The sequence below is a fragment of the Paraferrimonas sedimenticola genome, from assembly GCF_002282855.1.
GTDB lineage: Bacteria > Pseudomonadota > Gammaproteobacteria > Enterobacterales > Shewanellaceae > Paraferrimonas > Paraferrimonas sedimenticola.
The window spans coordinates 377,805-403,392 of the sequence record NZ_NRIR01000001.1 but is presented as its reverse complement, the minus strand read 5'-3'; the positions used below and the strand labels follow the sequence as shown (position 1 = coordinate 403,392).

Genomic DNA, 25,588 nt, shown 5'->3' with positions numbered 1-25,588 from the left:
CGGCATAGGGGACAGTCCCCTGTTAGTAACTACTGCCACTTCTGTGCATAAAAATGCTCACTGTGGGTAAGTTTGCTGTCATCTGAACCAAGCATCCCACACGTTGATAGCGACTCCAAGCGCTAACAAGGTCACGAGAAACCAGCGAGGGCATTGATACCCCTGACGGTCAGACCAATCTATGGCTCTTAGCCAACCAAACATAGCAACTAGCGCGAGTGCTAGTACTGCCACCTTAGTTCCCACGATGTCCCTTCCGCTTAAGACTATATCTATATCGCTTTAGCCTAGCCTCAATTGCCACAGCTGCGAGCATTTGACCCAAACTGTGGATAAAACCCCCACTTTTAGGGGGAGGGGACAGTCCCCTGTGTGTAAGCTACTCCCAAATAGTGGATAGTTTTTGTGGGGTGTTGATAACTACTGAGATTACAGGGGTAGGAATTTTTTTGCGGCAGCCCCTTGAAAAGTGTTTGGGCGACCACATCTAGCTTACATAGCAATTTTTACGTTAGAAAAACCACATTCCCGAGGAAGCAACAATGTCTCAGCCAGAAGTTCATGGTTTTCAGACTGAAGTCAAACAGCTACTTCAGCTAATGATCCACTCGCTATACAGCAACAAAGAAATCTTTATGCGCGAGTTGGTTTCCAACGCCGCCGATGCCGCCGATAAGCTGCGCTACAAAGCCCTGTCCGACGACAGCCTATACCAAGGTGATGGTAGCTTGCGCGTGCGTATTAGCCACGACAAAGACGCAGGTACCGTGACCATTTCCGATAACGGTATTGGTATGAGCCGCGATGAAGTGATTGAGAATCTGGGTACTATCGCCAAATCTGGTACCGCTGAATTCTTTAGTAACTTGTCAGGCGATGCAGCCAAAGACTCTCAGTTGATTGGCCAATTTGGTGTTGGATTTTACTCGGCGTTCATCGTGGCTGACAAAGTGACCGTGCGCACTCGTGCCGCGGGTGCTGCCGCTGACCAAGGCGTTGAGTGGGTTTCAGAAGGTGAGGGTAGCTTCACCCTGGAAGACATTACCAAAGAAGAGCGCGGTACCGAAATCACTTTGCACCTGCGAGAAGACGAAAAAGAGTTTGCTGACGATTGGCGTCTGCGCTCTATCGTGACCAAGTACTCGGATCACATTTCGATTCCGGTGGAGTTCTACAAAGAAGCCACTGAAGAGCAAGACGGTCCTGATGGCGAGAAAATTCCGGCAACTCCTGCTAGCTGGGAAGCGGTCAACAAGGCCGAAGCGCTGTGGACCCGCTCTAAATCAGAGATCTCAGATGATGAGTACAAAGAGTTCTACAAGCATGTCTCGCACGACTTTGCCGATCCGCTGAAGTGGAGCCACAACCGTGTGGAAGGTAAGCACGAATACACCTCGCTGCTGTACATTCCATCGAAAGCGCCATGGGACATGTTTAACCGCGAGCATAAACACGGTCTGAAGTTGTACGTGCAACGCGTGTTCATCATGGATGACGCCGAAGTCTTTATGCCGAACTACCTGCGCTTCATGAAAGGTCTATTGGACTCCAATGACCTGCCGTTGAACGTGTCGCGTGAAATTCTGCAAGACAACAAGGTCACTCAGGCGATGCGTACCGCGCTGACTAAACGTTCGCTGCAAATGATCTCAGGACTTGCGCAAGACGAGGAAGCCTACGCCACTTTCTGGAAAGAGTTTGGCCAAGTGCTAAAAGAAGGTCCTGCGGAAGATTCTGGCAACCAAGAGAAGATTGCCAAGCTGTTGCGCTTTGCTTCAACTCACAACGACTCGTCTGCAGAAACCGTATCCCTTGAAGCCTATGTTGAGCGTATGGTGGAAGGCCAAGACAAGATTTACTACATTACTGCTGACTCTTATGCAGCCGCTAAGAACAGCCCACATCTAGAAGTGCTGCGCAAGAAGGGCATCGAGGTGCTACTGATGTCTGAGCGCATCGACGAGTGGATGATGAGCTACCTGACCGAGTTTGACGGCAAAGCCATGGTTAACGTGTCACGTGGCAACCTGGAACTTGGTGAGCTAGAAGACCAGGCCGAGAAAGAGCAACAAGAGCAAATTGAGAAGCAGTCAGAAGACTTGGTTAAGCGCGTTAAAGTTGTGCTGGGTGATAAAGTCAAAGACGTGCGCGTGACTACCCGTCTCACCGACTCGCCGGCGTGCTTGGTCACCGCTGATGATGAGATGTCAGCGCAAATGATCAAGCTGATGCAAGCGGCGGGTCAGCCAGTGCCAGAGTCCAAAGGCGTATTCGAGCTAAACCCTGAGCACCCGATTGTGCAAAAGCTTGACCAAGAGCAGGACGAGCAGGAATTTGCTGCTTGGATTGAGCTGTTATTGTCACAAGCGCAACTGAGTGAGCGCGGCAGCTTGGAAGACCCATCTAGCTTTATTAAGCAGCTAAATGAGCTGTGGCTAAAGCTGGCTAAATAAGCCATTTGCTTGTTGATAAAGGCGCCAATTGGCGCCTTTTTGCAGCAAGTTACACACAGGGGACTGTCCCCACCCCCTAAATCCGGCGGTTTTATCCACAGCCTAAGTGGCAAAGAGCCAAAAAGTTAGTGTCAGTAGCGATCGCTTTTGCCCTAGCTCGCGTAACTCGAAATGCTCAAGGTATTTAAGCGAAAACGCAACCAATCGTACTCGCTGGTGAACATACCGACTAGTGCTTTAAAAATTGGGTCATTTGTGCCACTATTGCCGCCATCTCTGTGACACAGAACCTATTTATAAGGAAGCATAAGCATGCGCATTATTCTTTTGGGCGCGCCAGGTGCCGGTAAAGGTACTCAAGCTCAGTTCATCATGGAAAAGTACGGTATTCCACAAATCTCTACCGGTGATATGTTGCGAGCGGCGGTAAAAGCCGGCACACCACTGGGTTTGGAAGCCAAGAAAGTGATGGACGCCGGTCAGTTGGTTTCTGACGAGCTGATCATTGGTTTGGTTAAAGAGCGCGTGGCTCAAGACGACTGTGCAAACGGTTTCTTGCTCGACGGTTTCCCTCGCACCATTCCACAGGCCGACGCGATGAAAGAGCACGGCATCAAGGTGGATCACTGTGTTGAGATTGACGTGCCGGACGAAGAGATCGTCAAGCGCATGAGCGGCCGTCGCGTTCACCCAGGTTCGGGTCGTGTGTACCACGTGGTATTCAACCCGCCCAAAGTGGAAGGCAAGGACGATGTGACCGGTGACGACTTGGTAATTCGCAAAGATGACGAAGAGGCCACAGTTCGCGATCGCTTGAAAGTGTACCATGAGCAAACTAAACCGCTGGTGGATTACTACGGCGCTGAAGCCAAGGCAGGCAACGTGCAGTACAGCAAGTTTGACGGCACCCAAGCCGTTGCCGAAGTGAGTGCCCAGCTAAAAGAATTACTAGGCTAAGTAAGCACACGGACACATGACACAAGACCATTCGCGCCACGGCGTGCTGTTGGTGGCTCTGGGAACTCCAGACTCACCGACGCCTGCCGGGGTCAGAGCATTCCTGAAAGAATTCCTATCCGATCCTCGGGTCGTTGATCTCAATCCACTGATTTGGAAGCCCGTGTTATATGGGATCATTCTGAACGTGCGCCCGCGCAAAGTGGCAAAGGCCTATCAGTCTATTTGGACTGAAAACGGCTCGCCATTGATGCACATTTCTAAGCTGCAGCAGCAAAAGCTGACTGAAAAGCTGGAAGCCATGACCGATTGGCCTATTCCGGTGGAGCTTGGAATGACTTACGGCAACCCGTCGCTCAGCACCGGCTTAAAGCGCTTACAAGAGCAAAACGTGGACAAGGTAGTAGTGCTGCCGGTATTCCCGCAATACTCCTGCTCTACCGTGGCACCGGTAAGCGATGGTCTGGCGAAAGCCATGCTGACTCGTCGCAATGTGCCAGAAGTGCGCATGCAAAAAGAGTATCACCTAGACCCGGATTACATCTCGGCCTTGGCGGATAGCGTTCGTCGTCATTGGGACGCGAACGGTCGCGCCGACAAGCTACTGATGAGCTTCCACGGTGTGCCTCAACGCTACGTTGATGAGGGCGACCCGTACGAGATGCAGTGTCACGCCACGGGTGATGCTCTGGCAGAAGCGCTTGGCTTGAGTTCAGATGAATACTTGGTGACCTTCCAGTCGCGTTTTGGCAAAGAGCCTTGGTTGCAGCCGTATACCGATGAGACGGTCAACAGCTTGCCAAAACAAGGTGTTAAGTCGCTTGATGTGATTTGCCCGGCGTTCTCGGCGGACTGCCTAGAGACCCTAGAAGAAATCGCTGAAGAAGTTCGAGACGAGTTTTTGGAAGCCGGTGGCGAGCGCTACCAGTACATTCCTTGTCTGAACGACGACGATGCACACATTGAGCTAATGGCCAAGCTGGCCCTGGCTCAGATGCAGGGCTTCTAGTCTTAAGCCACTGTCACAAATTAATAAAGCGTGCCGGGACTGGCGCGCTTTTTTATTGCTAAACGCTAGTTTGCTTACCGCTTAATTAGCGCATGGACGTTAGCCCTTCTTGAACGGCTGAACTAGGCTGATAGCTAGTCGCCGACACTCAACACGCCAGCGCGAGGCACCATGAAGTTTCCTGGTCAACGTAAATCCAAACACTACTTTCCGGTGAAGTCGAACGATCCGGTTAATTTGGGCTTGGCCCAGCACAAAGAGCAACGTCGCACCCATATCTGCGGTGTTGAGCAGACGCTAGTGGACATCGAAGCTCGCGTTAGCGATGAGCTTCTGGAACGCCATAATCTCAAAAAGGGCAACTCACTTCTGATCGATGATGAGGCGGCGAAAGCGTTGTACAAAGAGCTAAAAGAGAGTGGCCTGATTAGCTCTGAGTTTGCCGGTGGCACCATTGGTAACACGCTGCACAACTACTCGACACTGGCGGACGGCAATTCAGTGATGTTTGGCGTCATGCGCTCAAACATCGAAGTGGGCAGCTACGCCTATCGCTATCTGTGCAACACCTCGTCTCGGGTGAACTTGAACCATCTGCAACCGGTGGATGGCCCGATTGGCCGCTGTTTTGCTTTGATCACCGAGTGTGGTGAGCGCAGTTTTGCGATTTCCAAAGGCTGTATGGATGACTTGCAACCCGAGTCCATCGACAAGCAAATTGTGCAGACCTCCGCGGCCTTGGTAGTGAGTTCTTACTTACTTCGAGCGGACCCAAATGCAGGGATGCGCGACTCTGTGCTTAAAGCCATTGAGTACGCCAAAGAGGCGGATGTGCCGGTAGTGCTGACCTTAGGCACTCGCTTTTTGATAGAGCAAGACCCGCAGTTTTGGCGCGATTTTATTCGTGACAATGTAACGATTTTAGCGATGAACGAGGACGAGGGCGAGGCCTTAACCGGCGAGTCAGACCCTCTAGCTGCGGCAGATAGGACTTTAGATTGGGCGGATATGGTGCTCTGTACCGCAGGCCCTATTGGCTTGTATATGGCCGGGCACTGCGATGAGCAATATTTGCGCGTGACTTCTCATACCTTACTGCCTGGAGCCATTCCTGAATTTAATCGTCATGAGTTTTCGCGCCCAATGCGAGTAAAAGACTGTCAAAAGCCAACTCGAGTGTACGCGCATATCGCGCCGTACATGGGTGGTCCGAAAGAAATTCGCAACACCAATGGCGCTGGCGATGGAGCATTGTCTGCACTGTTACATGATTTGAGTGCGGCGCAATTTCATAAACTGAACATTCCGAACTCCAGCAAGCACAAGCAGTCGGGCTTGTGTTACTCAAGCTTTAGTCAGATTTGCAAATACGCCAATCGAGTGGCGTTTGAAGTCTTGGGACAGGACAGCCCGCGCTTGATGCGCGGCTTACCCGAGAAAGAGGACTCACTAGAAGAGGCTTACTGGGAGCGCTAGAACGCATCGGTTGTTGCAGTTAAGCCCGCCAAATCGGCGGGTTTTGTTTTTTGGTTCCGATTGCGGATGGATGGTAGAGGAAAGCTGTCCTATGGTTTGAGTTTTCGCTAAGTGCAAGGAAGCTAGAATGCCAAGAGGACCAAGACATATAATCGCCAACGTGCCGGTGCACATTATCCACCGTGGCAATAATCGCCAAACCATCTTTCACAACGCCAAAGACCACGCTGTTTATCACAAGTGGCTAGGCGAGGCTTTGGCTGAGTCGAAATGCACCTTGCACGCATTTTGCTTGATGCCAAACCACACCCACTTGCTGATAACTCCACCGTCAAAGCATGCGTTGGCTAAGTGCATGAAGAAACTCTCGCAGATCTACGCCATGTATTACAACCGCGAATATCATCGCTGTGGCGTGTTTTGGGAAAGTCGCTATAAGCACAAAATCATCGAGGACGAGCAGTACTTGATGACTTGTTATCGCTATATCGAGTTAAATCCAGTGCGCGCAGGAATGGTGTCAAACCCAAGCCACTACCGATGGAGCAGTCACCGATTCAATGCCCACAACCAGTCTCATCCGTTTGTTAAGCCTCATCCAATATTCCGAGATATCGACACCGACCTGGACGAGCGAGCCCTTTGGTATCGCCAGACTTTCGGCGATTTCATTGGCCCAAACGAACTAGAATACATAGAAATTTTCTAGCAAACCCGCATGTGGACAAAATCGCGGCCTGCAACCCTAGGGGACAGTCCCCTGTGAGTAAGTGACAAATTATTGCTGGATTTTTCATCAGTTATCCACAGTTGGCTAGGTTCGAAGTGGCCATAATTGAGTAACTAGGCTGTGGCTGTCGTTCTAGGAGTACCTAACAGTCGGATTGCTAAGAAATTGCCATATCTGTGGATAAAACAGGCGGATTTAGGGGTAGGGGACTGTCCCCTGTGGGTAAGCCTGGGGGCAAGTACCAAAAAACCGCAGGGGCGAAGCCGCTGCGGTTTTTCTACTAGAAGCTCAGAAGCTAAAGGCGATTAGCGAGGTGCTACGCCTTCGTGATCAGCAGTAACTGCGATCTCGTCTTCTAGGGCTTTGTCTTCGTCGTCGTGGTGAGTGCTGTCTTCAGCACCGTGCATCCAGTCAACTAGCTTGTCAGCCATGAAGTATAGGATGGCGCCAGAGACAACCGCGGTAATTGCGATACCAGCGAAGATACCCATAGCGTTTGCTAGCTGCTCTTCTTTGGTGCCGTCGTGGCCGATGAACGAACCAACGAAACCACCGATGTAGTTTGCCGCAGCAACGAATAGGAACCAGGCACCCATCATCAGCGAGGCGATACGTAGTGGAGCCAGCTTAGTTACCATCGACAGACCGATAGGTGACAAGCAAAGCTCACCCATGGTGTGGAAGAAGTAAGCACCAACCAGCCACCACATAGATGACTTAGCGGTTGGGTCGCCGCCCATCTCTAGAACCGCACCGATCATGAACAAGAAACCGATCGCTAGCAAAACCAGACCCATGGCGAACTTCACCGGCGAGTTTGGCTCGCGCTCACCTAGGCGAACCCAGATAGATGCGATAACAGGTGCAAAGATCACGATGAACATGGCGTTCAAAGACTGGAACCAAGTGGTCGGTACTTCCCAACCGCCAATCATGCGGTCAGTAAAGTCGTTGGTGAACAAGTTCATCAGACCACCGGCTTGCTCGAAGCCCGCCCAGAAGATGATGGTGAACAGACCCATAACCATAATTACTTTGATACGGTCGCGCTCAACAGGCGTTAATGGTTCTTTGCGAACTTCAGTTTCTTGCTGCTTAGCCAGCTTGGCCGCAGGCACGGTACCGATGTCGCCCAAGTACTTTTGAGCAAACAGGAACTGAATTACCAAAGAGGCCACCATACCGATACCGGCAGTGATAAAGCCTGCTTGGAAGTTACCGTCATAGGCAGCAACCACAGAACCCACAATAATACCGGATAGGAAAGCACCTACGTTGATACCCATGTAGAAGATGGTGAACGCGCCGTCACGACGGTGGTCGCCCTCTTCGTACAAATCACCAACCATGGTAGAGATGTTCGGCTTGAACATACCGTTACCGGCAATCAGAACACCCAGACCTAGGTAGAATACTTCGGTTTCCATGCCTGGAATCCAAGCGTGTGGCGTACCCAGTAGGAATTGACCGGCGGCCATCATGGCACCACCGATGATAATGGCCTTACGTTGGCCTAAGTAGTTATCGGCTAACCAACCACCAATCAGTGGGGTTAGGTAAACCAGACCGGTAAAGATACCGTAAAGTTTTAGTGCGTCGGCTTGGGTCCAACCCATACCGAAGCCACCTTGGGTGTGGACTTGTCCAACCAAATACAGAACCAAGATGGCTCGCATTGCATAGTATGAGAAACGTTCCCAAAGCTCGGTGGTAAAGAGTAGGAATAACCCTTTAGGATGGCCTAGGAAAGTGCCTTGAGGGGGCATAGAGCTCATTCAAATTACCTTCATTTTGTTGATTGATTAATGGCTATCGCTGCCATTTTATATAACGCGACACACTATATACGCGCATGGCGTGACCAAAGTCAAATAGGAATCGCCAAAGCTGGCGGTAGTCGTATCTTTGAGCCAATTACGCACAGAATTGTTGTACATGTTTTGTGCGTCAAAATTTCCGTATTTCACACAAGTCGTCAAAAACAACTCACAGATCCTTAGGGGTGGCTTAGGTATCTTACAGTTACTGTAATATTTTCGGCCCGCGCTGAACATTGTTCTGAGCGTGTACCCGTAGCAAAACCCTATGAGGTCCAAATCAATGAAATCCAATGTCTTCTTACTTTTTGCGCTTTTGTGCAGTACTAGCGTTTTGGCTGAGCCCGTGGGTCAAGTGCCTGCGAACCGCCATATCCAGGACATTTTGGTCGACCAAGTGGCTGAGAATACCGACCGCATCGCGGCTAACGATCGCATTAATCGCAAACAAAACGAGGCCATCGAGGGCCTTGCAGAAGAATCTCAGCGCACAAACTCTCGCTTGGACCAAGTCAATGGCGAGCTGGATAGTCAACGCCAGCGTATGAACGACATTGAGAAAGCGGGTGACGAGCTAAACACCAAAGTGGATGACAACACCAAGGCCATTGAGGGCATGGGCGATATGTTTGACCAAACCCAAAAAGGTATCACTGACGTGAAGAATGGTCTGGTCGAGACCGAAAAGCACATTCAAGAAAACAATCGCCGTGTTGACCAAGTGGAAACGGGTGTCGAACAAAACCGTCAAGGCGTTCAGAATAACGCCAACGAAATCGCTCAGAATCGCGATGGGATTTCGCATACTAAAGAGCGCTTGGAGCGCGAAGTGAGCAAGCAGCAGGCGGTCAACGAACAGGCTAGTAGCGAGCGGCAAGAGATGCGCACCGATATTGGCAGCAACCGACGTGCAATAGCGTCCAATACTCAAGCCATCGCCGACAACCGGATGTTTATGGAAGATCTAAAGGCTAAAACCACGGCAGAAATTCATCGCCTTGATCAACGAATCGACAAACTCGATGGACGTTTGTCAAACGGAGTTGCCATGACGGGTGCCATGTCTCAGCTACAATATAACGCTAGCAAAGGCGTGGGTGTTGGTATTGCCAGTTTCAACGGCTCAAATGCTATCGCTATTGGCGCCGGCTATCGCTTTGGCGAGAAGCAGCAATGGCAGCTAAAAGGCAGTGTTGGCCATTCGCAAAACAGCAAGGCTGGTAATGACACTATGGCGGCAGCGGGCTTGAGCTACTCATTTGATTAAGTCGTTACTTAGCAAAGCCTGGGCTTAGCCAAACTAAAGGGTAGTTGACGCCCTAGGTTGGGAATAACCTAGGGTTGAATGAAGGCTCGATTGGTTTAAATCTAGGCAAGTAAATCTCGCATAGCTGGCTGCTAAGTCATTAATAGGTATACTAAAGCTCGTTTGGAATGAGAGTGATGATCGGCGAATACACAATGAATTGGTATCTGGTATATGCCAAGCCAAGAGGTGAACAACGAGCTCAGGCCAATCTAGAAGCTCAAGGTCTTGAAGTTTATCTACCTCAGATTGAGCGTGATAAAATGCTCAGAGGAAAAAAACAGAAGGTGGAAGAGGCTTTGTTTCCCGGCTACCTGTTTGTGCGCTTTGACCCAAGCCAGTTTGCGGTAGCTCGCGTGAAAAACACTCGTGGTGTGGCCGGGATGGTGCAATTTGGCGCGCACATGCCTGTGGTACCAAGCGCTGTGGTACTGTCTATCATGCAGCAACTCGACGATTTGAACGAGATACCAGAAGTTACCAATGATTTTACTGCCGGCGATAAGGTAATAGTTACCGAAGGGCCATTTGCCCATTTAAATGCAGTGTTTCAAGAATCTAGTGGTGAAAACCGTTGCTTCATTTTATTGGAAATGATGGGTAAGCAGCAGCGCCTAGAAGTTGAGCAGGCCAAATTGGCTAAACAAGGCGACTAGACAAGCCTTTTGTTCTTCTCATTTTTGGCACTTGAGCCAAGAATGTCATTGAAATTTCATCATCGTGAGCCTAAACTAGCGCCTCAACTGCGCGGAGGCTGTGCAGAAATTGAGCGCAAGGAAACATGCACTCAATTGAGACAGGGAAAGTCGTAACAGATTCAAATAACAAACAGTGCCCTGAAGTAGCTTCGCCGCTACCCAGGGCACTGTTTGGTTTAGGCGACATGTAAGCAAGCTGTTGAAATCGTTATCGACAGTTTAAGGTCGCAAGATTTTTGCAAACACTGGTAAACGCACTGGCGTTAAAATTCCAGAGTTGTTCAGGTAACTGCCTGTTTTATAAATAGCTTTGAGGTAACCCTTGAAAAACCCTACTCAAGTCCACTCTTTTGTAAAGTCTGGCTTTATCAAAACCGGATTGGTTTTGTTGGCCAGCTTGTCTGTTAGCGGGTGTATGACACCTGGTGGACACATCCGCGGCGGCGAAGCTGAAGCGGCAATTGACGAAGCCAGCATTCAGATTGTGCCCCTGACCACCGAAACGGTTGCGGCATTAAACTCCGCGAGTGACCAAGTTCAAACCGCGCGCAACAATCCTGCGCTAGAAGCCCAATTGGCGGACTATGAGTATCGCATTGGGGTTGGCGACGTACTGAGTATCATTGTGTGGGATCACCCAGAGTTGACCACACCTGCCGGTCAATTCCGCGACGCGGCGGCTACCGGTAACCCGGTACGTGCGAATGGCACCATCTTCTATCCCTACGCAGGTAACGTACCTGTTATCGGTAAGACAGCACCACAAGTTCGCGAAGTGTTAACACAAGCGCTGAGTAAGCACATTCAAAGCCCTCAGGTGGACGTGTCGATTGCTGCGTTCCAAAGCCAAAAAGTTTATATGACTGGCGAAGTCAAAGAGAGCGGTGTTCAGCCGATCACTAACGTACCTTTGACCCTGCTAGATGCCATCAACAACGCCGGCGGTCTGACGCCCGATGCTGACTGGCGCAATGTCACCCTGACTCGCTACTCAGACAAAGGCAGCGAAGATGAAGTGATTGATTTGCATGCTTTGTATCAAAAAGGCGAGCTAAGCCAAAACACTCTGTTGCGTCACAACGACGTGATTCACGTAGCCCGCAACGATGCGCTAAACGTGTTCGTCATGGGTGAGGTGGGTAGCCCAGATACGCTGACCATGAATCGCAATGGTATGAACCTGGCTCAAGCGCTCTCAAGCGCGGGCGGTATCAATGAAGGTACTGCCGATGCCACAGGTATTTTTGTATTGCGCGCAGGTCAGGACAACAGCACGTCTGTGTTCCAGCTCAACGCCCAAAATGCAGTAGCACTGGTATTGGCCAGCAAGTTTAAGTTACAGCCTAACGATGTAGTATATGTGACCGCCGCTCCGGTTAGCCGTTGGAACCGCGTGATTGCACAAATCGCACCGACCGCGATCATGCTGAAGAACATCAGTGACATCAGCAAAACCTACATCAACAATAACTAGCCTACGCTGAAGTTGGAGAGCTAACCATGTTCAATACCATCTTGGTGGTGTGCGTCGGCAACATTTGTCGAAGCCCCACGGCTGAAAAATTGCTGCAGTTGTACTTGCCTAACAAGCAAGTGATTAGTGCGGGTATTGCTAACGCTAAGTCCGGGTTAACTGGTAAAGGCATAGAGCCTAACGCCTTGGCTTTATTGGAAGAGCGTGAGCCACAAGCCAATACCGAGCACTCAGCTCAACAACTGAGTTCAGAGCTAGTACGCAAAGCCGACCTGATTCTGGTGATGGAGAATGGTCATCTGAATGTGGTGAATCAGAAGTATCCTCAAGCCAGCGGCAAGTGCATGCTGTTGGGAAAATGGGATAGCGATGCCGAAGTGCCCGATCCGTATCAAAAAAGCGACGAAGCATTTCAGTTTGCCTATGACGAAATCGAGCGCCATTGCCGTGCTTGGGCGCAAAAATTATAAGTTAATTCATGGGCTCAAGTTCGCTTGAGCTTCACGTTAGATGTCGAAATGTCGGCAACCCAATGAAAGAGTGACCATGACCTCGAATACCAATGATAAATCTTCTCGTAGCCTTGATAACGACGAGATAGATCTAGGAAAACTGCTGGCCATCTTGCTTAATGGCAAGTGGATTATTATGGCGACCACCTTTGTGTTTGCCCTGTTAGCCGTGGCTTACGCCATGCTAGCGACTCCTATCTACAAAGCCGACGCTCTGATTCAAATTGAAGAGAAAAAGGGTGGCCTACCAGGTCTGGCGGATCTCGGTGAGATGTTTGCCACCGATGGTGCTGCCGTCACCGAAATCGAATTGCTGAAGTCTCGTCAGGTAATTGGCAATGCCGTTGATGAGCTTAAGCTGGATATTATCGCTGAGCCTAAGCGCTTTCCGCTGATTGGCAACTTTTTAGCTCGTCGCCACGGTGGTGCTGAGCCGGCGGATGCCATGCTGGAAGGTTATGGTTGGGGTGGCGAGCGCATTAATGTCTCGCAACTGGCCGTAGAGCGCGACTTGGGTAAAGAGCCGCTAATTCTGACCTACTTAAGCGGCAACAAGTATCAGGTCGCCCACGGTGACAAAGTTATCATCAAGGGTGAGCTTAACCAGCTAGCCGAGTCGGCTTTGGGCGATGTGCGTGTACTGGTCACTGACCTAGTTGCGCAGCCAAATACTCAGTTTGTACTGACCAAAAAGAGCCGTGTAAAAGCGATTCGCGACTTGCAAGGCATTTTGGCCGTGAGTGAAAAAGGCAAGCAGTCTGGGATTCTAGCTCTGTCACTGGACGGTGCCGATCGTCAGTTGACCGTTAAAACCCTAGATGCGATTGCCAACTACTACGTACTGCAAAACGTGCGTCGTATGTCTGCAGAAGCTGAAAAGAGCTTAGAGTTCTTAAAAGACCAGCTACCGACCCTAAAGATTGAACTGACCGAGTCGGAAGAGCGTCTAAACGATTACCGCTTGGCAAACAAGTCGGTGGATTTGTCGCTAGAGACACAGTCGGTGCTCGAGCAACTGGTCAACCTAGAATCGCGTATTTCAGAATTGGCCTTCTCAGAAGCGGATATCGCTCGTCGATTTACTCCTGAACACCCGAACTACGTGGCCTTTAAGCGCAAGCAACAAGAGTTGTTTGACGAGCGCGAGCGCCTGCAAGAGCAAGTGACTGAGTTGCCTGAAACTCAGCAGGAAGTTCTTCGCCTTGCTCGTGACGTTGAAGTGAACCAGCAAATTTACTTGGCGCTGCTGAACAAGGTACAAGAGCTTAACGTGGCTAAAGCCGGTACCGTGGGTAACGTGCGTGTCATCGATTACGCTGAAATTTCTGAGCATCCGGTTAAGCCGAAGAAAGCGCTGATTGCGGTTCTAGGTACCTTGCTTGGCGGCATGCTGTCAGTGGCCTTTGTATTGGTTCGCGCGGCGATGAATCGCGGTGTGGAGAACCCAGAAGAGTTTGAAGAAATTGGCATTAACGTATACGCCAGCGTACCTTTCTCCGAGACTTTCTTTAAGCGCTTTGAGAGCAACAAAAAGCGTAAGAAACACAAGCAATCTCTGTTGTTAGCGCACTACGACCCAACGGACTTGGCCATTGAAGCGATTCGCTCGCTGCGCACCAGCCTGCACTTCGCCATGCTAGAAGCTAAGAACAAGGTGATCATGATTTCAGGCCCAAGCCCTGAGATTGGTAAGTCCTTTATCAGTGCTAACCTGGCCACCACTATCGCCCAAAGCGGTCAAAAAGTGTTGGTAATCGATGCGGATATGCGCAAAGGCTACATGCAGCGCCTGTTCAATATGAACTGGGACGACGGGCTGTCAGATATGCTTGTGGGCGATGTGAGCTATGAAGATGCGATTAAAGAGACGGAAGTCGAAGGTTTGCACTTTATGCCGCGTGGACGCATTCCACCAAACCCGTCTGAGCTGCTAATGCACCCGAGCTTTGCTGAGTTCATTGAGCGTGCGAATAAAGAATACGACATGGTGATTGTCGATACGCCACCGATTTTGGCGGTGACCGATGCCAATATTGTCGGCCATCTGTGCGGCACCAACTTGATGGTGACTCGTTTTGGTATTAACCCATTGAAGCAGGTTGAAGTGGCGCAGCGTCGCTTTGAGCAAAATGGCGTCGATATTAAAGGCGTGATTTTCAACGGTGTTGAGAAGAAAGCCGGCGGTTATGGCTATGAGTACGGCTATTACAGCTATGAGTACAAGAACAAGTCGGCTTAACTGAGCAAGCGCTTGAAAAGATTAAGGCTGCAGTAATGCAGCCTTTTTGCTTTGCGGTTGCCAGAAGTGGATTGAGCGATCATAATCCGCTGCAGAAGAAACGAAAGAATCGACAATTTATAAGGACCGTTTAGAAAATGAAAATTGCGATTGCCGGTACAGGGTATGTGGGACTGTCAAATGCAGTTCTGTTAGCGCAGCATAACACTGTAGTTGCGGTAGATATCCTTGCTGAAAAAGTGAACCTTATCAACGATAAAAAATCTCCCATTGTCGATGTAGAGATTGAAGACTATCTGGCCAATCGCGATTTAGATCTTGTTGCTACCACAGATAAAGCTAAAGCCTATGCAGATGCAGACTATGTAGTTATTGCGACCCCGACAGACTATGATCCTGTCACCAACTATTTCAATACCAGTTCAGTAGAAGCGGTTATTGCCGACGTACTCGAACACAATACAAAAGCAACCATGGTAATCAAGTCCACTGTGCCCGTTGGCTATACCGCAAGCGTGCGTGAGAAGTTTGGTGTGGACAATATTCTTTTTTCGCCTGAGTTTCTTCGCGAAGGCATGGCCTTGAGAGACAACTTGCACCCATCGCGAATCGTCGTTGGTGAGAGAAGTGAACGCGCAGAAGTTTTTGCTCGGCTATTAGTCGATGGTGCTGAGAAGCAAGATATTCACGTGTTATTTACTGATAGCACCGAGGCGGAAGCGATCAAACTGTTTGCCAACACCTATTTGGCGATGCGAGTGGCTTATTTCAACGAGCTGGATAGCTACGCCGAAACACACGGCTTGGACAGTCGCCAAATCATCGAGGGTGTAGGCCTGGACCCACGTATTGGTTCGCACTACAACAACCCGTCGTTTGGTTATGGTGGCTATTGTTTGCCAAAAGACACCAAGCAGATGCTGGCCAACTATGAGAATGTGCCCAATAACTTGATTCGAGCAATTGTTGATGCAAATCGCACTCGTAAGGACTTTGTGGCTGAGAGTATTCTAAAGCGAAACCCCAAAGTCGTGGGCATCCATCGCCTGATTATGAAAGCTGGCTCTGATAACTTTCGCAGCTCTTCGATTCAGGGGATTATGAAGCGCATCAAAGCTAAAGGCATCGAGGTGGTGGTGTACGAACCAGTACTGCGAGAGTCTGAGTTCTTTCACTCTCGCGTGATTTCTGATTTGGAGGAGTTCAAGTCTGTAGCGGATGTTATCGTTGCCAATAGACTGACGGCCGAGATTCGGGACGTTGCCGACAAGGTGTACACCAGAGACTTGTTTGGTAGTGATAGTTAGCTTTTGCAAAGAATAAAAAAGACTGCCGATTGGCAGTCTTTTTTGTTGCGCGGGTATTAAAATCGATAATCTAAGCTCGCGTATACCGTTGCGTTTAGCTTGTCACCTTGCTCGACTTTTCTCGAGTTGTAGATATCGGCCCCAATATTCAATAAGCCGAACGGAGTCGGGGTGCGCAAACTGTTGCTCAGCATGACGACCACTTCTTTGTCTCTAATTGCAGTGTAGTCTGGACGAGCGTGCTTACCGTCTTTGTTGAGTTGGATCCAGCGTAGTTTAGTATCGAGACCGTATTGCTGCCATTGGGTTTGTACACCAAACATGGCACTTCTGGCGTCGGATTCGTAGGTGCTCCCAATGACTCGACCATGGTAACGATAGCCACTTTTGTAATCGCTGTGCTCGTACATGCAGTTAAACGCATTTGGATCTGGGCCGCAGGCGACCATGGTGTCTGAGTACTCGGCGTAAAGCTTAAATTGAGCCTGCTGTTTGTGAATCCAAGTATCTGCGCCAAACAACCTTGAGCAGTCGGCAATATCCCAAGGGTAGGGGCCTGCACTGTCTTCACAGGTTTGTTCGTAGTAAATACCGATTGGCTGACTAAACCAAGTGTCGTTGTAACGCAAATCTACCCCAGCAAGTTTGTTGCCTATGTGGGTGTTTTTACTGGGATCACAATCGGTACTACCATCGGCACACTCGGTGCCACCAGTAATCATGTCCCAAAGGTTGCGCCACTCGCAGTTTTGCCCTTCACCGCAGAGTTGGTTAGACAGACTAAGACCAAACTCCAACTGCCGTATAGGACGAAAGTTAACCCGCGCCTGGACTAAATATGGATTTGGAATGGCTCGCTCTTTTTCCATCTGGCTAATGCTAGCGGTGACATTCCACGGTCCAATCCAAGACAACCATGGAGTTTCAAAAGCTTGAGGGTTATTGCGAGATATACTGATAGCTGGCATAGGGCGAGCATTGTTACTCACGTGCAAAGCGTGATCGAAACCCGGGCCCCACCATCGCTCTTGCGCACCGCCAGTGATAATCCAGTTGCCTAGGGCAATAGCCACGTAGGAATCGTCCAGACGGTAGTGCTCACCATCTTTGGGGTTGTAGTGGGCGCTGGCGGCGATTTTGTACGCCACTCTGTCCACCATTCCGCTGTAGCTCACCTGCAAATTTGCCGGTGTGCGATGGGCCTGCCCAAAATCAGTAAAACGCTTATCGTTACTGGTGGCTTGAGCCTTAATTTGACCCACACCATCTGGCTTGCGATTCAGGTTGTAATAGAAATTAACTCGGCTAAACGCATCGAGCACCTCAGGCGACAAGGCGCGGTGGTCAGCTTGCTCCAAGTCCTGCCCAATGCCAGACCACATCAGTGGAAAGGTGTTAATCGGCACTGTAATCACGCCTGCATCAGCTAAGCGTTGGATATCAGCTCTGAGAAATTGGTCGCTGGTGTCGACCCAGGGGGCAGCGATTGCATTGGCACCAGCCAATGAGCAAGCAATCGCGATGGCACTGACTCGAAGTTTATTCGATAAATTCACTCAAGCGTCCTTGTTAACAAGTTGAGTTGAAATTTTGGAAGGAAAGTTTATCAGATGCGCTCGAGTGCGAGTAGGTCTAAAGCTACCCATGATGATGTGCTTTAATGAAAACTGAGAATCTGTGTTGTATTAAAAATCGCTTTCGAAACCACTGGCAGTGGTCAGTCAGCGATAAGGTCTAGTAGTTCTTGGGTCTTTTGCTGCATCAGCTTTTGGTTCCCCTCAGACTCAACATTCAATCGCACCACAGGCTCGGTATTACTTTGCCGCAAATTAAAGCGCCAGCGTCCCGCGGCCTCATTAAAACTCATAGACAGGCCATCGGTGCGGTCGACCGACTCAGCGATATCTTGGTACTTGGCCTTGATTCGCGCAATGGCAGTATCTGGATCTTTGAGTTTACGATTGATCTCCCCAGAGCTTGGGAAGGCTTTCATTCGTTCACTAACTAACTCAGACAAACTCTGCTTTTTGGCGGACATCAAGGCGATAACCAATAGCCAAGGGATCATACCGGAGTCGCAGTAATAGAAGTCGCGAAAGTAATGGTGGGCGCTCATCTCTCCACCGTAAATCGCATCTTCGCTGCGCATTCGCTCTTTAATAAAAGCATGGCCGGTTTTACTCATCACCGCTTTTCCTCCGTTGTCTGCAACTATGGCTTGGGTGTTCCAAGTTAGTCGCGGGTCGTGGATGATTTTGGCACCAGGCTGAGATTGCAAGAAAGCTTCGGCGAGCAGGCCGACAATGTAATAACCTTCGATAAACTGTCCCTGCTCGTCAAACAAAAAACAGCGGTCAAAATCGCCATCCCAAGCGATGCCAAGTTGCGCTTGATGATTTATCACGGCTTGGCGAGTGTCACCGCGATTTTCTGGTAGCAAGGGGTTGGGAATACCATTGGGAAAGCTAGCGTCTGGTTGGTGGTGCAGTTTAACGAAGCGAACGGGGACTTCTTTCTCGATAAATACTTTCTCGATGGCGTCGATGACATGACCGGCAACGCCATTACCACTATTGACCACCAGTTTCATTGGCGACAGTTGTGACAGGTCGATGTACCCCAGTAAATGCTCGACATAGCTCGCGAGCACATCTTGTTTGCGATACTGGCCGCGATTGTTGATATCGACAGGTGGAAAGGCATTGCGCTCAGCCAATCGTTGAATATCAAACAAGCCGGTATCGCCAGAGATGGGGCGACTGCCCTCGCGCACTAACTTCATGCCATTGTAATCGATGGGGTTGTGCGACGCTGTGACCTCAATGCCGCCGTCGACTTTTAAGTGAGCGGTGGCGAAATAGATTTCTTCTGTACCCACTTGGCCGATATCGATAACGTCCACACCGGCATCTTGTAAACCGAACGCCAGTGCCAGTTTAAGTGGCTCGGAGGTTTCGCGAGCATCGGAGCCAACCACCACGGTTTTTGGGGATAAAAACTCGCCATAGGCTCGCCCTATGCGATAGGCGATGTCTTCGTTGAGTTGGTCGCCTAGGCGGCCACGAATATCGTAGGCTTTGAAGCAGGTCAGCGCTGACATTGTTTGTATTCCCAAAATTGCGTTGATATTCCGCTTCTTAGAGCGGTATTGGCTAAGTGTAGCAGCCACAAATTAGTTGGGAGGTTGCACTACAAAAAAAATTGTTCAAGCGGATTTTGGGCCGAATACCGAAGTAGCAGCATCAACAATAAAGATAGTAAAAGAGCAATAACAGAAGACCGGATACTGCGTTAAAGTCAGTTTGCTTCCATGCGCCTGACATCCTGTCAGTTCGACGAGCTCGTACAATTCGGAGGCCATGTACGAGTGTCGTCGACATCCTTTCGCCTTCCCACAAACCGCCATCAGCCCTTGGGCGTAGGGCCATCCTTGGCCGTTTGTTTCTGGCTAGATTCAGCGACTGCAATCATTCCGCAAGAGAGGAGCAAGCGGGCTAATTGCTATCGAGTTCTCTGACTTTTTCCGGACTCCTGTTATTGCTCTCTTTTTCCTTAATTGTTAAGTCTCATTTGCGACCGACTGCAGAGACCGACCAACCCTCCCTGGTTGTCAATTTCGATGGCAATCCTTTGCCTACTAGTCCTAAGTTAAATGCTTAGGCGCTCTCCCTAGCGGCCCTAAAGGCTTTCGAAATGGCTTCGTCTTGAAGCGTCGGTCTCTCGGTTTATTTCAACTTCTGTGTTCTTTGTTTTCCTTTCCTTTGCTTTTCTCGACGTGAGAGCAGTTTTACCGCCAAACCTAGTTGTTAAAAGTTCATTTGGTAGCGTCAGCATTGCCCTGCAGGTACAGGTTTTAAACCCCCATCTTTTAGCAGCCACACTTGTTCTGCTGCATCCAAGGTGCTTTGCCTGTGAGCCACAGACACTCGTGTCATGCTTAGCGTCGAAAGACTCTCAACAATGCTTTGCTCGTTATCTTTATCCAAGTGGCTAGTCGCTTCATCGAGCACCAATAATTTGGGTTGTCGGTACAAAGCTCTCGCCATAAACAAACGCTGAGTCTGACCGCCAGACAACTGATTGCCTAACTCGCCCACCAGACTGTTTAGGCCAAGCCCCAGTTGAGCAATGGTGCTGGTCAAACTGGCTTGCTCGATAGCCTGCGTAGCGCGCTGAATATCAGGCGTTGGCTCGCCTGCACAAATATTGTCAATCAAGGTGCCTGATATCAGTTGGTCGTCTTGCATGACTGCTGCTATTTGACGGCGATAAGCTCTAAGGCCGATATCGCGAATGTCTTTGCCGTCAATCAGTACTCGCCCTTCACTGGGTACCAGTAGTCCAAGGATGATTTTTATGAGCGTTGATTTACCAGAGCCCGAGCTGCCAGCAATTGCGGTAGCGCTGCCAGGTTTTAACCTGAGGTTGATGTTCTTTAGCAGCCACTCACTCTGGCCTGGGTAGCGAAAGCACACGTTTTCTAGTGTCACTTCTACGGCTTTGTTCGGGGTTACCGCAGCCGAGCCAGAGCCATCTAGGTTGGCTTCCTCATCGGCCAAGGCGATATCGCTAATGCGCTCGAGATGCAGTTTGAGCATTCTAAATTGCACCAATTGCTCAATTAACCCCGCGACTCGCTCGACCAATTGGGTTTTGTAAGCCATAAAAGCCAGTAGCATGCCCACGCTGAACATACCGCCCATGGCCAGCTGTGCGGCCAAGTAAACCACCAACACATTCTCGATTCCGAACAGAAACTTGTTAGCGGTGGCGTAGTTGATATTGAGCTTGCCTAGGCGTATATCAGCGTTAATGACATCGGCGTAGCGGTTTTGCCATTGGGCGTGGCGTTGAGGCTCTTGGCCCAATAGCTTGAGCGATTGCATGGTCTTTAGCGACTCCAGCAGATGGCTTTGCTCTGAGGCTGAGGCGCGGATCTGCGCGTCTTGAGCTCGGCGTAATGCGCGATAGCTAAACACCCTCAGCAAGCTGTAAATGGCCACTGCGGCTAACACCACCAGGGTAAGCTTGATGGAGTACATCAGCATGAACGCCAGAATCGCCAGCGACATCACGCCATCGACCAGAGTTTCTGAGACACCTGTGGTCAGTCGCTCACGCACTTGCTGCAGGCTTTGAAAGCGGCTGAGAATGTCGCCAGTGTGACGAGCAAAGAAAAAACTCATGGGCAAGCGCAGCATGTGACGCAGCAGGTTGCGGCCCAAGCTGAGGTTGAACACGGCGCTGACTCTAAGCACCAGATAACTGCGCAACCAATGCGCGAGTGAACTGATAGCAGCAACCAAGCCAAACCCGATGGCAAGCACCATGAGTAAGGGACGATCTTGGGCGATCAGGACTTGGTCGACCACCCATTGCATATAGTAAGGGCCTAACAAGGCCAGCAGCTGTAAAAGCAGAGATAAGGCGATGAGTTTTGCCAGACTCAAACCTAGACCGTCTAGCTGGCTCCAAAGTTGACGCCAACTCAGACTTGGCGCGGCGGCTTGGGTTTGAAAATCTTTAGCAGGGCTGAGTTCTAGAGCGATTCCGGTAAAGTGAGATGCTAGCTCATTTACGGATAACTCGAGTTTGCCGTTGGCCGGGTCAAAAATTGACGCTTTGCTGCCTCGAACTTTGGCCAAAACCACAAAGTGATTCATGTCCCAGTGCAGTATGGCCGGTAGTTGCAGTTGCTCGAGTTGGTCTAGCGGGCATTTAAGCGGGCGGCTGCTAAGGCCGATATCCGCAGCCAGTTCAATCAATTGTTTTAGGTTGGCGCCACTGAGTCCTGTAGGAAGCTTTTGTCTAAGTTGAGCTAAGCCAATGCCGTTGCCATGGTAGTCGGCCACCATAGCGATGCAGGCCAGTCCGCACTCAGATATTTCGTTCTGTCGAATCAGCTTAAGGCGCTTGCGACCACCAAAATTGAGCAAGGACTTAGGGTCAACCTGGGGCGTGGTCGCAGCTGAGCTGGATGAGCCCACTGGGTTAATCGTCGCAGTCTGTGTCATTAGCGCAGTCTCCCGCTAATACCGCTAAAGGGTTGTACCAGCCAACGCCAAAGCGACTGGCGCTTCAGGTGGACATCGGCTTGTAGCAACATTCCGGCACGCAAAGGGAGCTCGCCCAAGCCTTGCTGACTTAACGTGGCTTGCACTCGGTACACAGGTTCTTGCAGTTGAAACGGACCTTTGGATTCACTGGGTAACTGCAAAGCACCATCGAGTTGTTCTACTTTGCTGTCGAGAAAGCCATATTGCTGATAGGGGTAGGCGTCAAAACGCAATCTTGCTAGCTGGCCCGGTTCGACAAAGCCTATGCTGCGACTTGGTAGCAGCAATTCAGCGACCAATAAGCTGTCTTTGGGCAATATGCTCAGTAGAGGTTGCCCCTGGCTAAGGGTCTCGCCCTGGTAGGAGCGGATCGCGGTTACGGTGCCAGCGCTTGGCGCTAAAATACTGCCGTTGAGTTGGCTCTGATGAGCGAGATAACGTTGCTGAGCGTTGGCCAACAGAGTGGCGTGCTCATTGAGAGCTAACGCCTGGTCGTGGGGCAGCCGCTTGGAAAGACTGTTGAGTCTATTGTATTCGTCCGTCAGGTCGATTTGAGTGGCCTCGATGACGGACAATTGCTGACGCAGTTGTAGCAGAGTGTCTTGGGTTTGATTAAGTTCGATTTCCGATAAGTAGCCTTTTTCAGCCAGAATTAAACGGTCGTCGAACTGCGCCTGTAAAATACTCAGGCGTTGATTGGCGATGCTCTGCTGTTTTTGATTGTTCTCCAGCGCAGCCTCGATATCGCGAATTTGTTGTTGCAGCTGTTTGGTTTCTAGCGCTTGAGTCTGTTTGAGAAAATTTAGCGCTTGTTCGGCTCTTGTTTGTTGCTCTAATAAGGTTTGGCTAACCGCTTTAGATAGACTGGGGTTGGCATTGTACCCTTGTGCATGACGAACTTTCGCCAGTACTTGCCCTTTGTCGACTTGTTGTCCCTCGCGAACTAATAAGTGGGTAATTGCGCCTGAAAGGTTGGGGTAAACTTTGATTAATCCAGCACTTGGCCTTAGGTAGCCATGAACCGTTTCTTTTTTGGAGAAATCTTGAGTGACAACAAAACTGGCCAAGGCTACAGCGACAAGCAGTAGAATGACAATGGAGCGCGTGAGAGACAAGGGCTGAGCGAGCGAGATGCTCCCTTCAAGTCTCTGATACTGCTGTGTTACCGCCTGTTTGCGGAATAATCCTGACATGCTTTTCCCTACGTCCGTTGTAAGTGTTCATCATCCAGCTGATGGGTGTGAAGGGTGTTGAATGACGCTTCTTGCGTCCACATGAACTTCTGTTCACTTCACACATTGCTAAAGCTAGAAGCGCTTTTGTTAATGTGCAAGAGAAATCTACAAAAAATTTTGTGAAATCCGTCAGGAAATCTATACAGCGATAACTAAGCTGCTGAAATTAAAGGTTAATTTTTATGAAAAAATCTTTAGAAAAAATGTGGAGGCACAAAAAACCACATTAAAATCAGGGTTTCGCTTACTATTCGGTGACGTCGCCAAATTGGACTGACTACCCAAAACTTATTGCTTAAGGTGCTTTTTGACTAAATAGTACAAATGTACAAGTTTTAAAGTCGGTTGCTCATGGGCGAATAAAGCGTTCAAACCACAAGCAAGGGTGTATCTTGGGAGTGATAGGTATAGATTCTTGGGCTTGGACCGTCCCCGCACGCCCACGGATGAATCTCGCCAACAAATATGCGAAAATGCGGCGGTTTCTTTTCAGTAGAGAGTTCGAGTACCCGCTATGGCTCAATTCGTATATTCCATGCTTAGAGTTGGCAAAATCGTGCCGCCTAAGCGTCAGATCCTCAAAGATATTTCCTTAAGCTTCTTCCCAGGCGCCAAAATTGGTGTGCTTGGTCTCAATGGTGCAGGTAAATCTACCCTGTTGCGCATCATGGCTGGTCTTGACACCGAAATCGAAGGTGAAGCGCGTCCTATGCCCGGCATCAAGATTGGCTACTTGCCGCAGGAGCCACAGCTTGACGAAAACCAAACCGTACGCGAAGCGGTTGAACAAGCGCTAGAAGAAGTCACGGGTGCGCTTAAGCGTCTTGATGAAGTTTACGCTTTGTACGCCGACCCCGATGCCGATTTTGACGCCTTGGCCAAAGAGCAGGGTGAGCTGGAGTCGATTATTCAGGCTCATGACGGTCACAACATCGAGCAGCAATTTGAGCGTGCCGCTGATGCGCTGCGTTTGCCGGAGTGGGATGCCAAAGTTGGCGTGCTATCCGGTGGTGAGCGCCGTCGTGTGGCCTTGTGTCGTTTACTGCTAGAAAAGCCAGATATGTTGTTGCTGGATGAGCCAACCAACCACTTGGACGCTGAGTCGGTTAACTGGTTAGAGCGCTTCTTGGACGATTACCCAGGCACAGTGGTGGCGATTACCCACGACCGTTATTTCTTGGATAACGTTGCTGGTTGGATTTTGGAACTTGACCGCGGTGAAGGAATTCCGTGGGAAGGTAACTACTCTTCTTGGCTGGAGCAAAAAGACGCGCGTTTGGCGCAAGAGGCTTCATCTGAAAAGGCTCGTCAAAAGTCGATTGAGAAGGAGCTTGAGTGGGTGCGCTCCAATCCTAAAGGTCGTCAGGCCAAATCAAAGGCGCGTATGGCTCGCTTTGAAGAGCTCAACAGTGGCGATCGCCAAAAGCGCAACGAGACCAACGAGCTGTATATTCCGCCAGGTCCGCGTTTGGGCGACAAGGTCATCGAGGTTAACGGTTTGACCAAGTCGTTTGGCGATCGCGTACTCATAGATGACTTGAGCTTTAGCGTACCAAAAGGCGCGATTGTTGGGATTATCGGCCCTAACGGTGCCGGTAAGTCGACCCTATTTAAGCTGCTAAGCGGTACCGAACAGCCAGATTCAGGTTCGATTGAGCTGGGTGATACCGTGCAATTGGCATCGGTGGACCAATTCCGTGATTCGATGAACGATACCAACACAGTTTGGCAAGAGATCTCAGAAGGGCAGGATATTCTGCGCATTAATACCACTGAAATCCCATCGCGCGCTTATGTAGGCCGCTTTAACTTCCGCGGCTCGGATCAGCAGAAGATCATTGGCGAGCTATCTGGTGGTGAACGCAACCGTGTGCATCTGGCCAAGCTGTTAAAAGCCGGCGGCAACTTGTTGCTACTCGATGAGCCAACCAACGATTTGGATGTGGAAACTTTACGTGCGCTTGAAGAGGCGCTGTTGGAGTTCCCAGGTTGCGCCATGGTTATCTCGCACGACCGCTGGTTCCTTGACCGTATCGCCACTCACATTCTGGATTACCGCGACGAAGGCCAGGTCAACTTCTTCGAAGGAAACTACACCGAATACAGCGGCTGGCTTAAAGAGACTCAAGGCAAAGACGCCATCGAGCCTCACCGTTTGAAGTACAAACGAATTAGCAAGTAAGTAGCCACTTACTCCTACCAAAGGGCGACATTTGTCGCCCTTTTTTGCGTTTAGGCGCCTGTGGACAAAACCGCTCAAAACTGGGTTAGGGGACAGTCCCCTGTGAATAACATATACCCCAATGGCGAATTTTTCGG

General features: G+C 50.0%; 18 protein-coding genes. 12 read left to right on the top strand and 6 right to left on the bottom strand.

Translation table 11 applies throughout. The features are described from left to right. Positions 1 to 78 precede the first annotated feature (78 nt). Positions 79 to 234, bottom strand: coding sequence for a hypothetical protein (locus CLC93_RS17680; protein ID WP_169902756.1), 156 nt, complete (start codon positions 232 to 234; stop codon positions 79 to 81). A 308-nt stretch (positions 235 to 542) separates the two neighbouring features. On the opposite strand from CLC93_RS17680, the gene htpG reads away from it, so the two are divergent. The 5 genes from htpG to CLC93_RS01715 all read left to right on the top strand — a co-directional run bounded on the left by htpG (position 543) and on the right by CLC93_RS01715 (position 6,604). Then, positions 543 to 2,453 (top strand): molecular chaperone HtpG, encoded by a 1,911-nt coding sequence (htpG, locus tag CLC93_RS01735; RefSeq protein WP_095504213.1) that lies wholly within the window; start codon positions 543 to 545, stop codon positions 2,451 to 2,453. A 312-nt stretch (positions 2,454 to 2,765) separates the two neighbouring features. Beyond that, positions 2,766 to 3,410: an adenylate kinase gene (gene adk, locus CLC93_RS01730; RefSeq protein WP_095504212.1), complete on the top strand. Its 645-nt coding sequence runs from the start codon at positions 2,766 to 2,768 to the stop codon at positions 3,408 to 3,410. Between the two features lie 16 nt (positions 3,411 to 3,426). Continuing rightward, positions 3,427 to 4,419: a ferrochelatase gene (gene hemH, locus CLC93_RS01725; RefSeq protein WP_095504211.1), complete on the top strand. Its 993-nt coding sequence runs from the start codon at positions 3,427 to 3,429 to the stop codon at positions 4,417 to 4,419. Positions 4,420 to 4,590: 171 nt separating this feature from the next. After that, on the top strand, positions 4,591 to 5,895 hold the full coding sequence (locus CLC93_RS01720; RefSeq protein WP_095504210.1) for an inosine/guanosine kinase: 1,305 nt from the start codon (positions 4,591 to 4,593) through the stop codon (positions 5,893 to 5,895). A 127-nt stretch (positions 5,896 to 6,022) separates the two neighbouring features. Beyond that, on the top strand, positions 6,023 to 6,604 hold the full coding sequence (locus tag CLC93_RS01715; RefSeq protein ID WP_095504209.1) for a transposase: 582 nt from the start codon (positions 6,023 to 6,025) through the stop codon (positions 6,602 to 6,604). Between the two features lie 326 nt (positions 6,605 to 6,930). On the opposite strand, the gene CLC93_RS01710 is transcribed toward CLC93_RS01715, so the two are convergent. Continuing rightward, positions 6,931 to 8,400: a peptide MFS transporter gene (locus CLC93_RS01710; protein ID WP_095504208.1), complete on the bottom strand. Its 1,470-nt coding sequence runs from the start codon at positions 8,398 to 8,400 to the stop codon at positions 6,931 to 6,933. Positions 8,401 to 8,725: 325 nt separating this feature from the next. Between CLC93_RS01710 and CLC93_RS01705 the strand changes: the two genes are divergently transcribed. From CLC93_RS01705 to CLC93_RS01680, 6 genes are all read left to right on the top strand, one after another. Next, positions 8,726 to 9,709, top strand: a complete 984-nt coding sequence (locus tag CLC93_RS01705) for a YadA C-terminal domain-containing protein (protein WP_169902753.1) — start codon at positions 8,726 to 8,728, stop codon at positions 9,707 to 9,709. A gap of 194 nt (positions 9,710 to 9,903) precedes the next feature. After that, on the top strand, positions 9,904 to 10,404 hold the full coding sequence (gene rfaH / locus CLC93_RS01700; RefSeq protein ID WP_169902751.1) for a transcription/translation regulatory transformer protein RfaH: 501 nt from the start codon (positions 9,904 to 9,906) through the stop codon (positions 10,402 to 10,404). Positions 10,405 to 10,768: 364 nt separating this feature from the next. After that, the gene (locus tag CLC93_RS01695) at positions 10,769 to 11,920 is read left to right on the top strand and encodes a polysaccharide export protein (protein ID WP_281254648.1); all 1,152 of its coding nucleotides are present in this window, start codon (positions 10,769 to 10,771) and stop codon (positions 11,918 to 11,920) included. A 26-nt stretch (positions 11,921 to 11,946) separates the two neighbouring features. Then, the gene (locus CLC93_RS01690; RefSeq protein ID WP_095504205.1) at positions 11,947 to 12,390 is read left to right on the top strand and encodes an arsenate reductase/protein-tyrosine-phosphatase family protein; all 444 of its coding nucleotides are present in this window, start codon (positions 11,947 to 11,949) and stop codon (positions 12,388 to 12,390) included. A gap of 76 nt (positions 12,391 to 12,466) precedes the next feature. Beyond that, positions 12,467 to 14,671, top strand: a complete 2,205-nt coding sequence (locus tag CLC93_RS01685; RefSeq protein ID WP_095504204.1) for a polysaccharide biosynthesis tyrosine autokinase — start codon at positions 12,467 to 12,469, stop codon at positions 14,669 to 14,671. A gap of 137 nt (positions 14,672 to 14,808) precedes the next feature. After that, positions 14,809 to 15,978 carry a nucleotide sugar dehydrogenase gene (locus CLC93_RS01680; protein ID WP_095504203.1) on the top strand — a complete coding sequence of 390 codons (1,170 nt, stop codon included), beginning with the start codon at positions 14,809 to 14,811 and terminating at the stop codon, positions 15,976 to 15,978. 56 nt (positions 15,979 to 16,034) lie between these two features. On the opposite strand, the gene CLC93_RS01675 is transcribed toward CLC93_RS01680, so the two are convergent. The 4 genes from CLC93_RS01675 to CLC93_RS01660 all read right to left on the bottom strand — a co-directional run bounded on the left by CLC93_RS01675 (position 16,035) and on the right by CLC93_RS01660 (position 23,227). Next, positions 16,035 to 17,534: a capsule assembly Wzi family protein gene (locus CLC93_RS01675; RefSeq protein ID WP_095504202.1), complete on the bottom strand. Its 1,500-nt coding sequence runs from the start codon at positions 17,532 to 17,534 to the stop codon at positions 16,035 to 16,037. 161 nt (positions 17,535 to 17,695) lie between these two features. Further along, the gene (locus CLC93_RS01670; protein WP_095504201.1) at positions 17,696 to 19,078 is read right to left on the bottom strand and encodes a phosphohexomutase domain-containing protein; all 1,383 of its coding nucleotides are present in this window, start codon (positions 19,076 to 19,078) and stop codon (positions 17,696 to 17,698) included. A 727-nt stretch (positions 19,079 to 19,805) separates the two neighbouring features. Further along, positions 19,806 to 21,992, bottom strand: a complete 2,187-nt coding sequence (locus CLC93_RS01665) for a peptidase domain-containing ABC transporter (protein ID WP_095504200.1) — start codon at positions 21,990 to 21,992, stop codon at positions 19,806 to 19,808. After that, on the bottom strand, positions 21,992 to 23,227 hold the full coding sequence (locus tag CLC93_RS01660; RefSeq protein WP_095504199.1) for an HlyD family secretion protein: 1,236 nt from the start codon (positions 23,225 to 23,227) through the stop codon (positions 21,992 to 21,994). The genes CLC93_RS01665 and CLC93_RS01660 overlap by 1 nt, the downstream gene beginning before the upstream one ends. A gap of 556 nt (positions 23,228 to 23,783) precedes the next feature. Here CLC93_RS01660 and ettA point away from each other — a divergent pair. Continuing rightward, positions 23,784 to 25,451, top strand: coding sequence for an energy-dependent translational throttle protein EttA (gene ettA, locus CLC93_RS01655; RefSeq protein ID WP_095504198.1), 1,668 nt, complete (start codon positions 23,784 to 23,786; stop codon positions 25,449 to 25,451). Positions 25,452 to 25,588 lie beyond the last annotated feature (137 nt).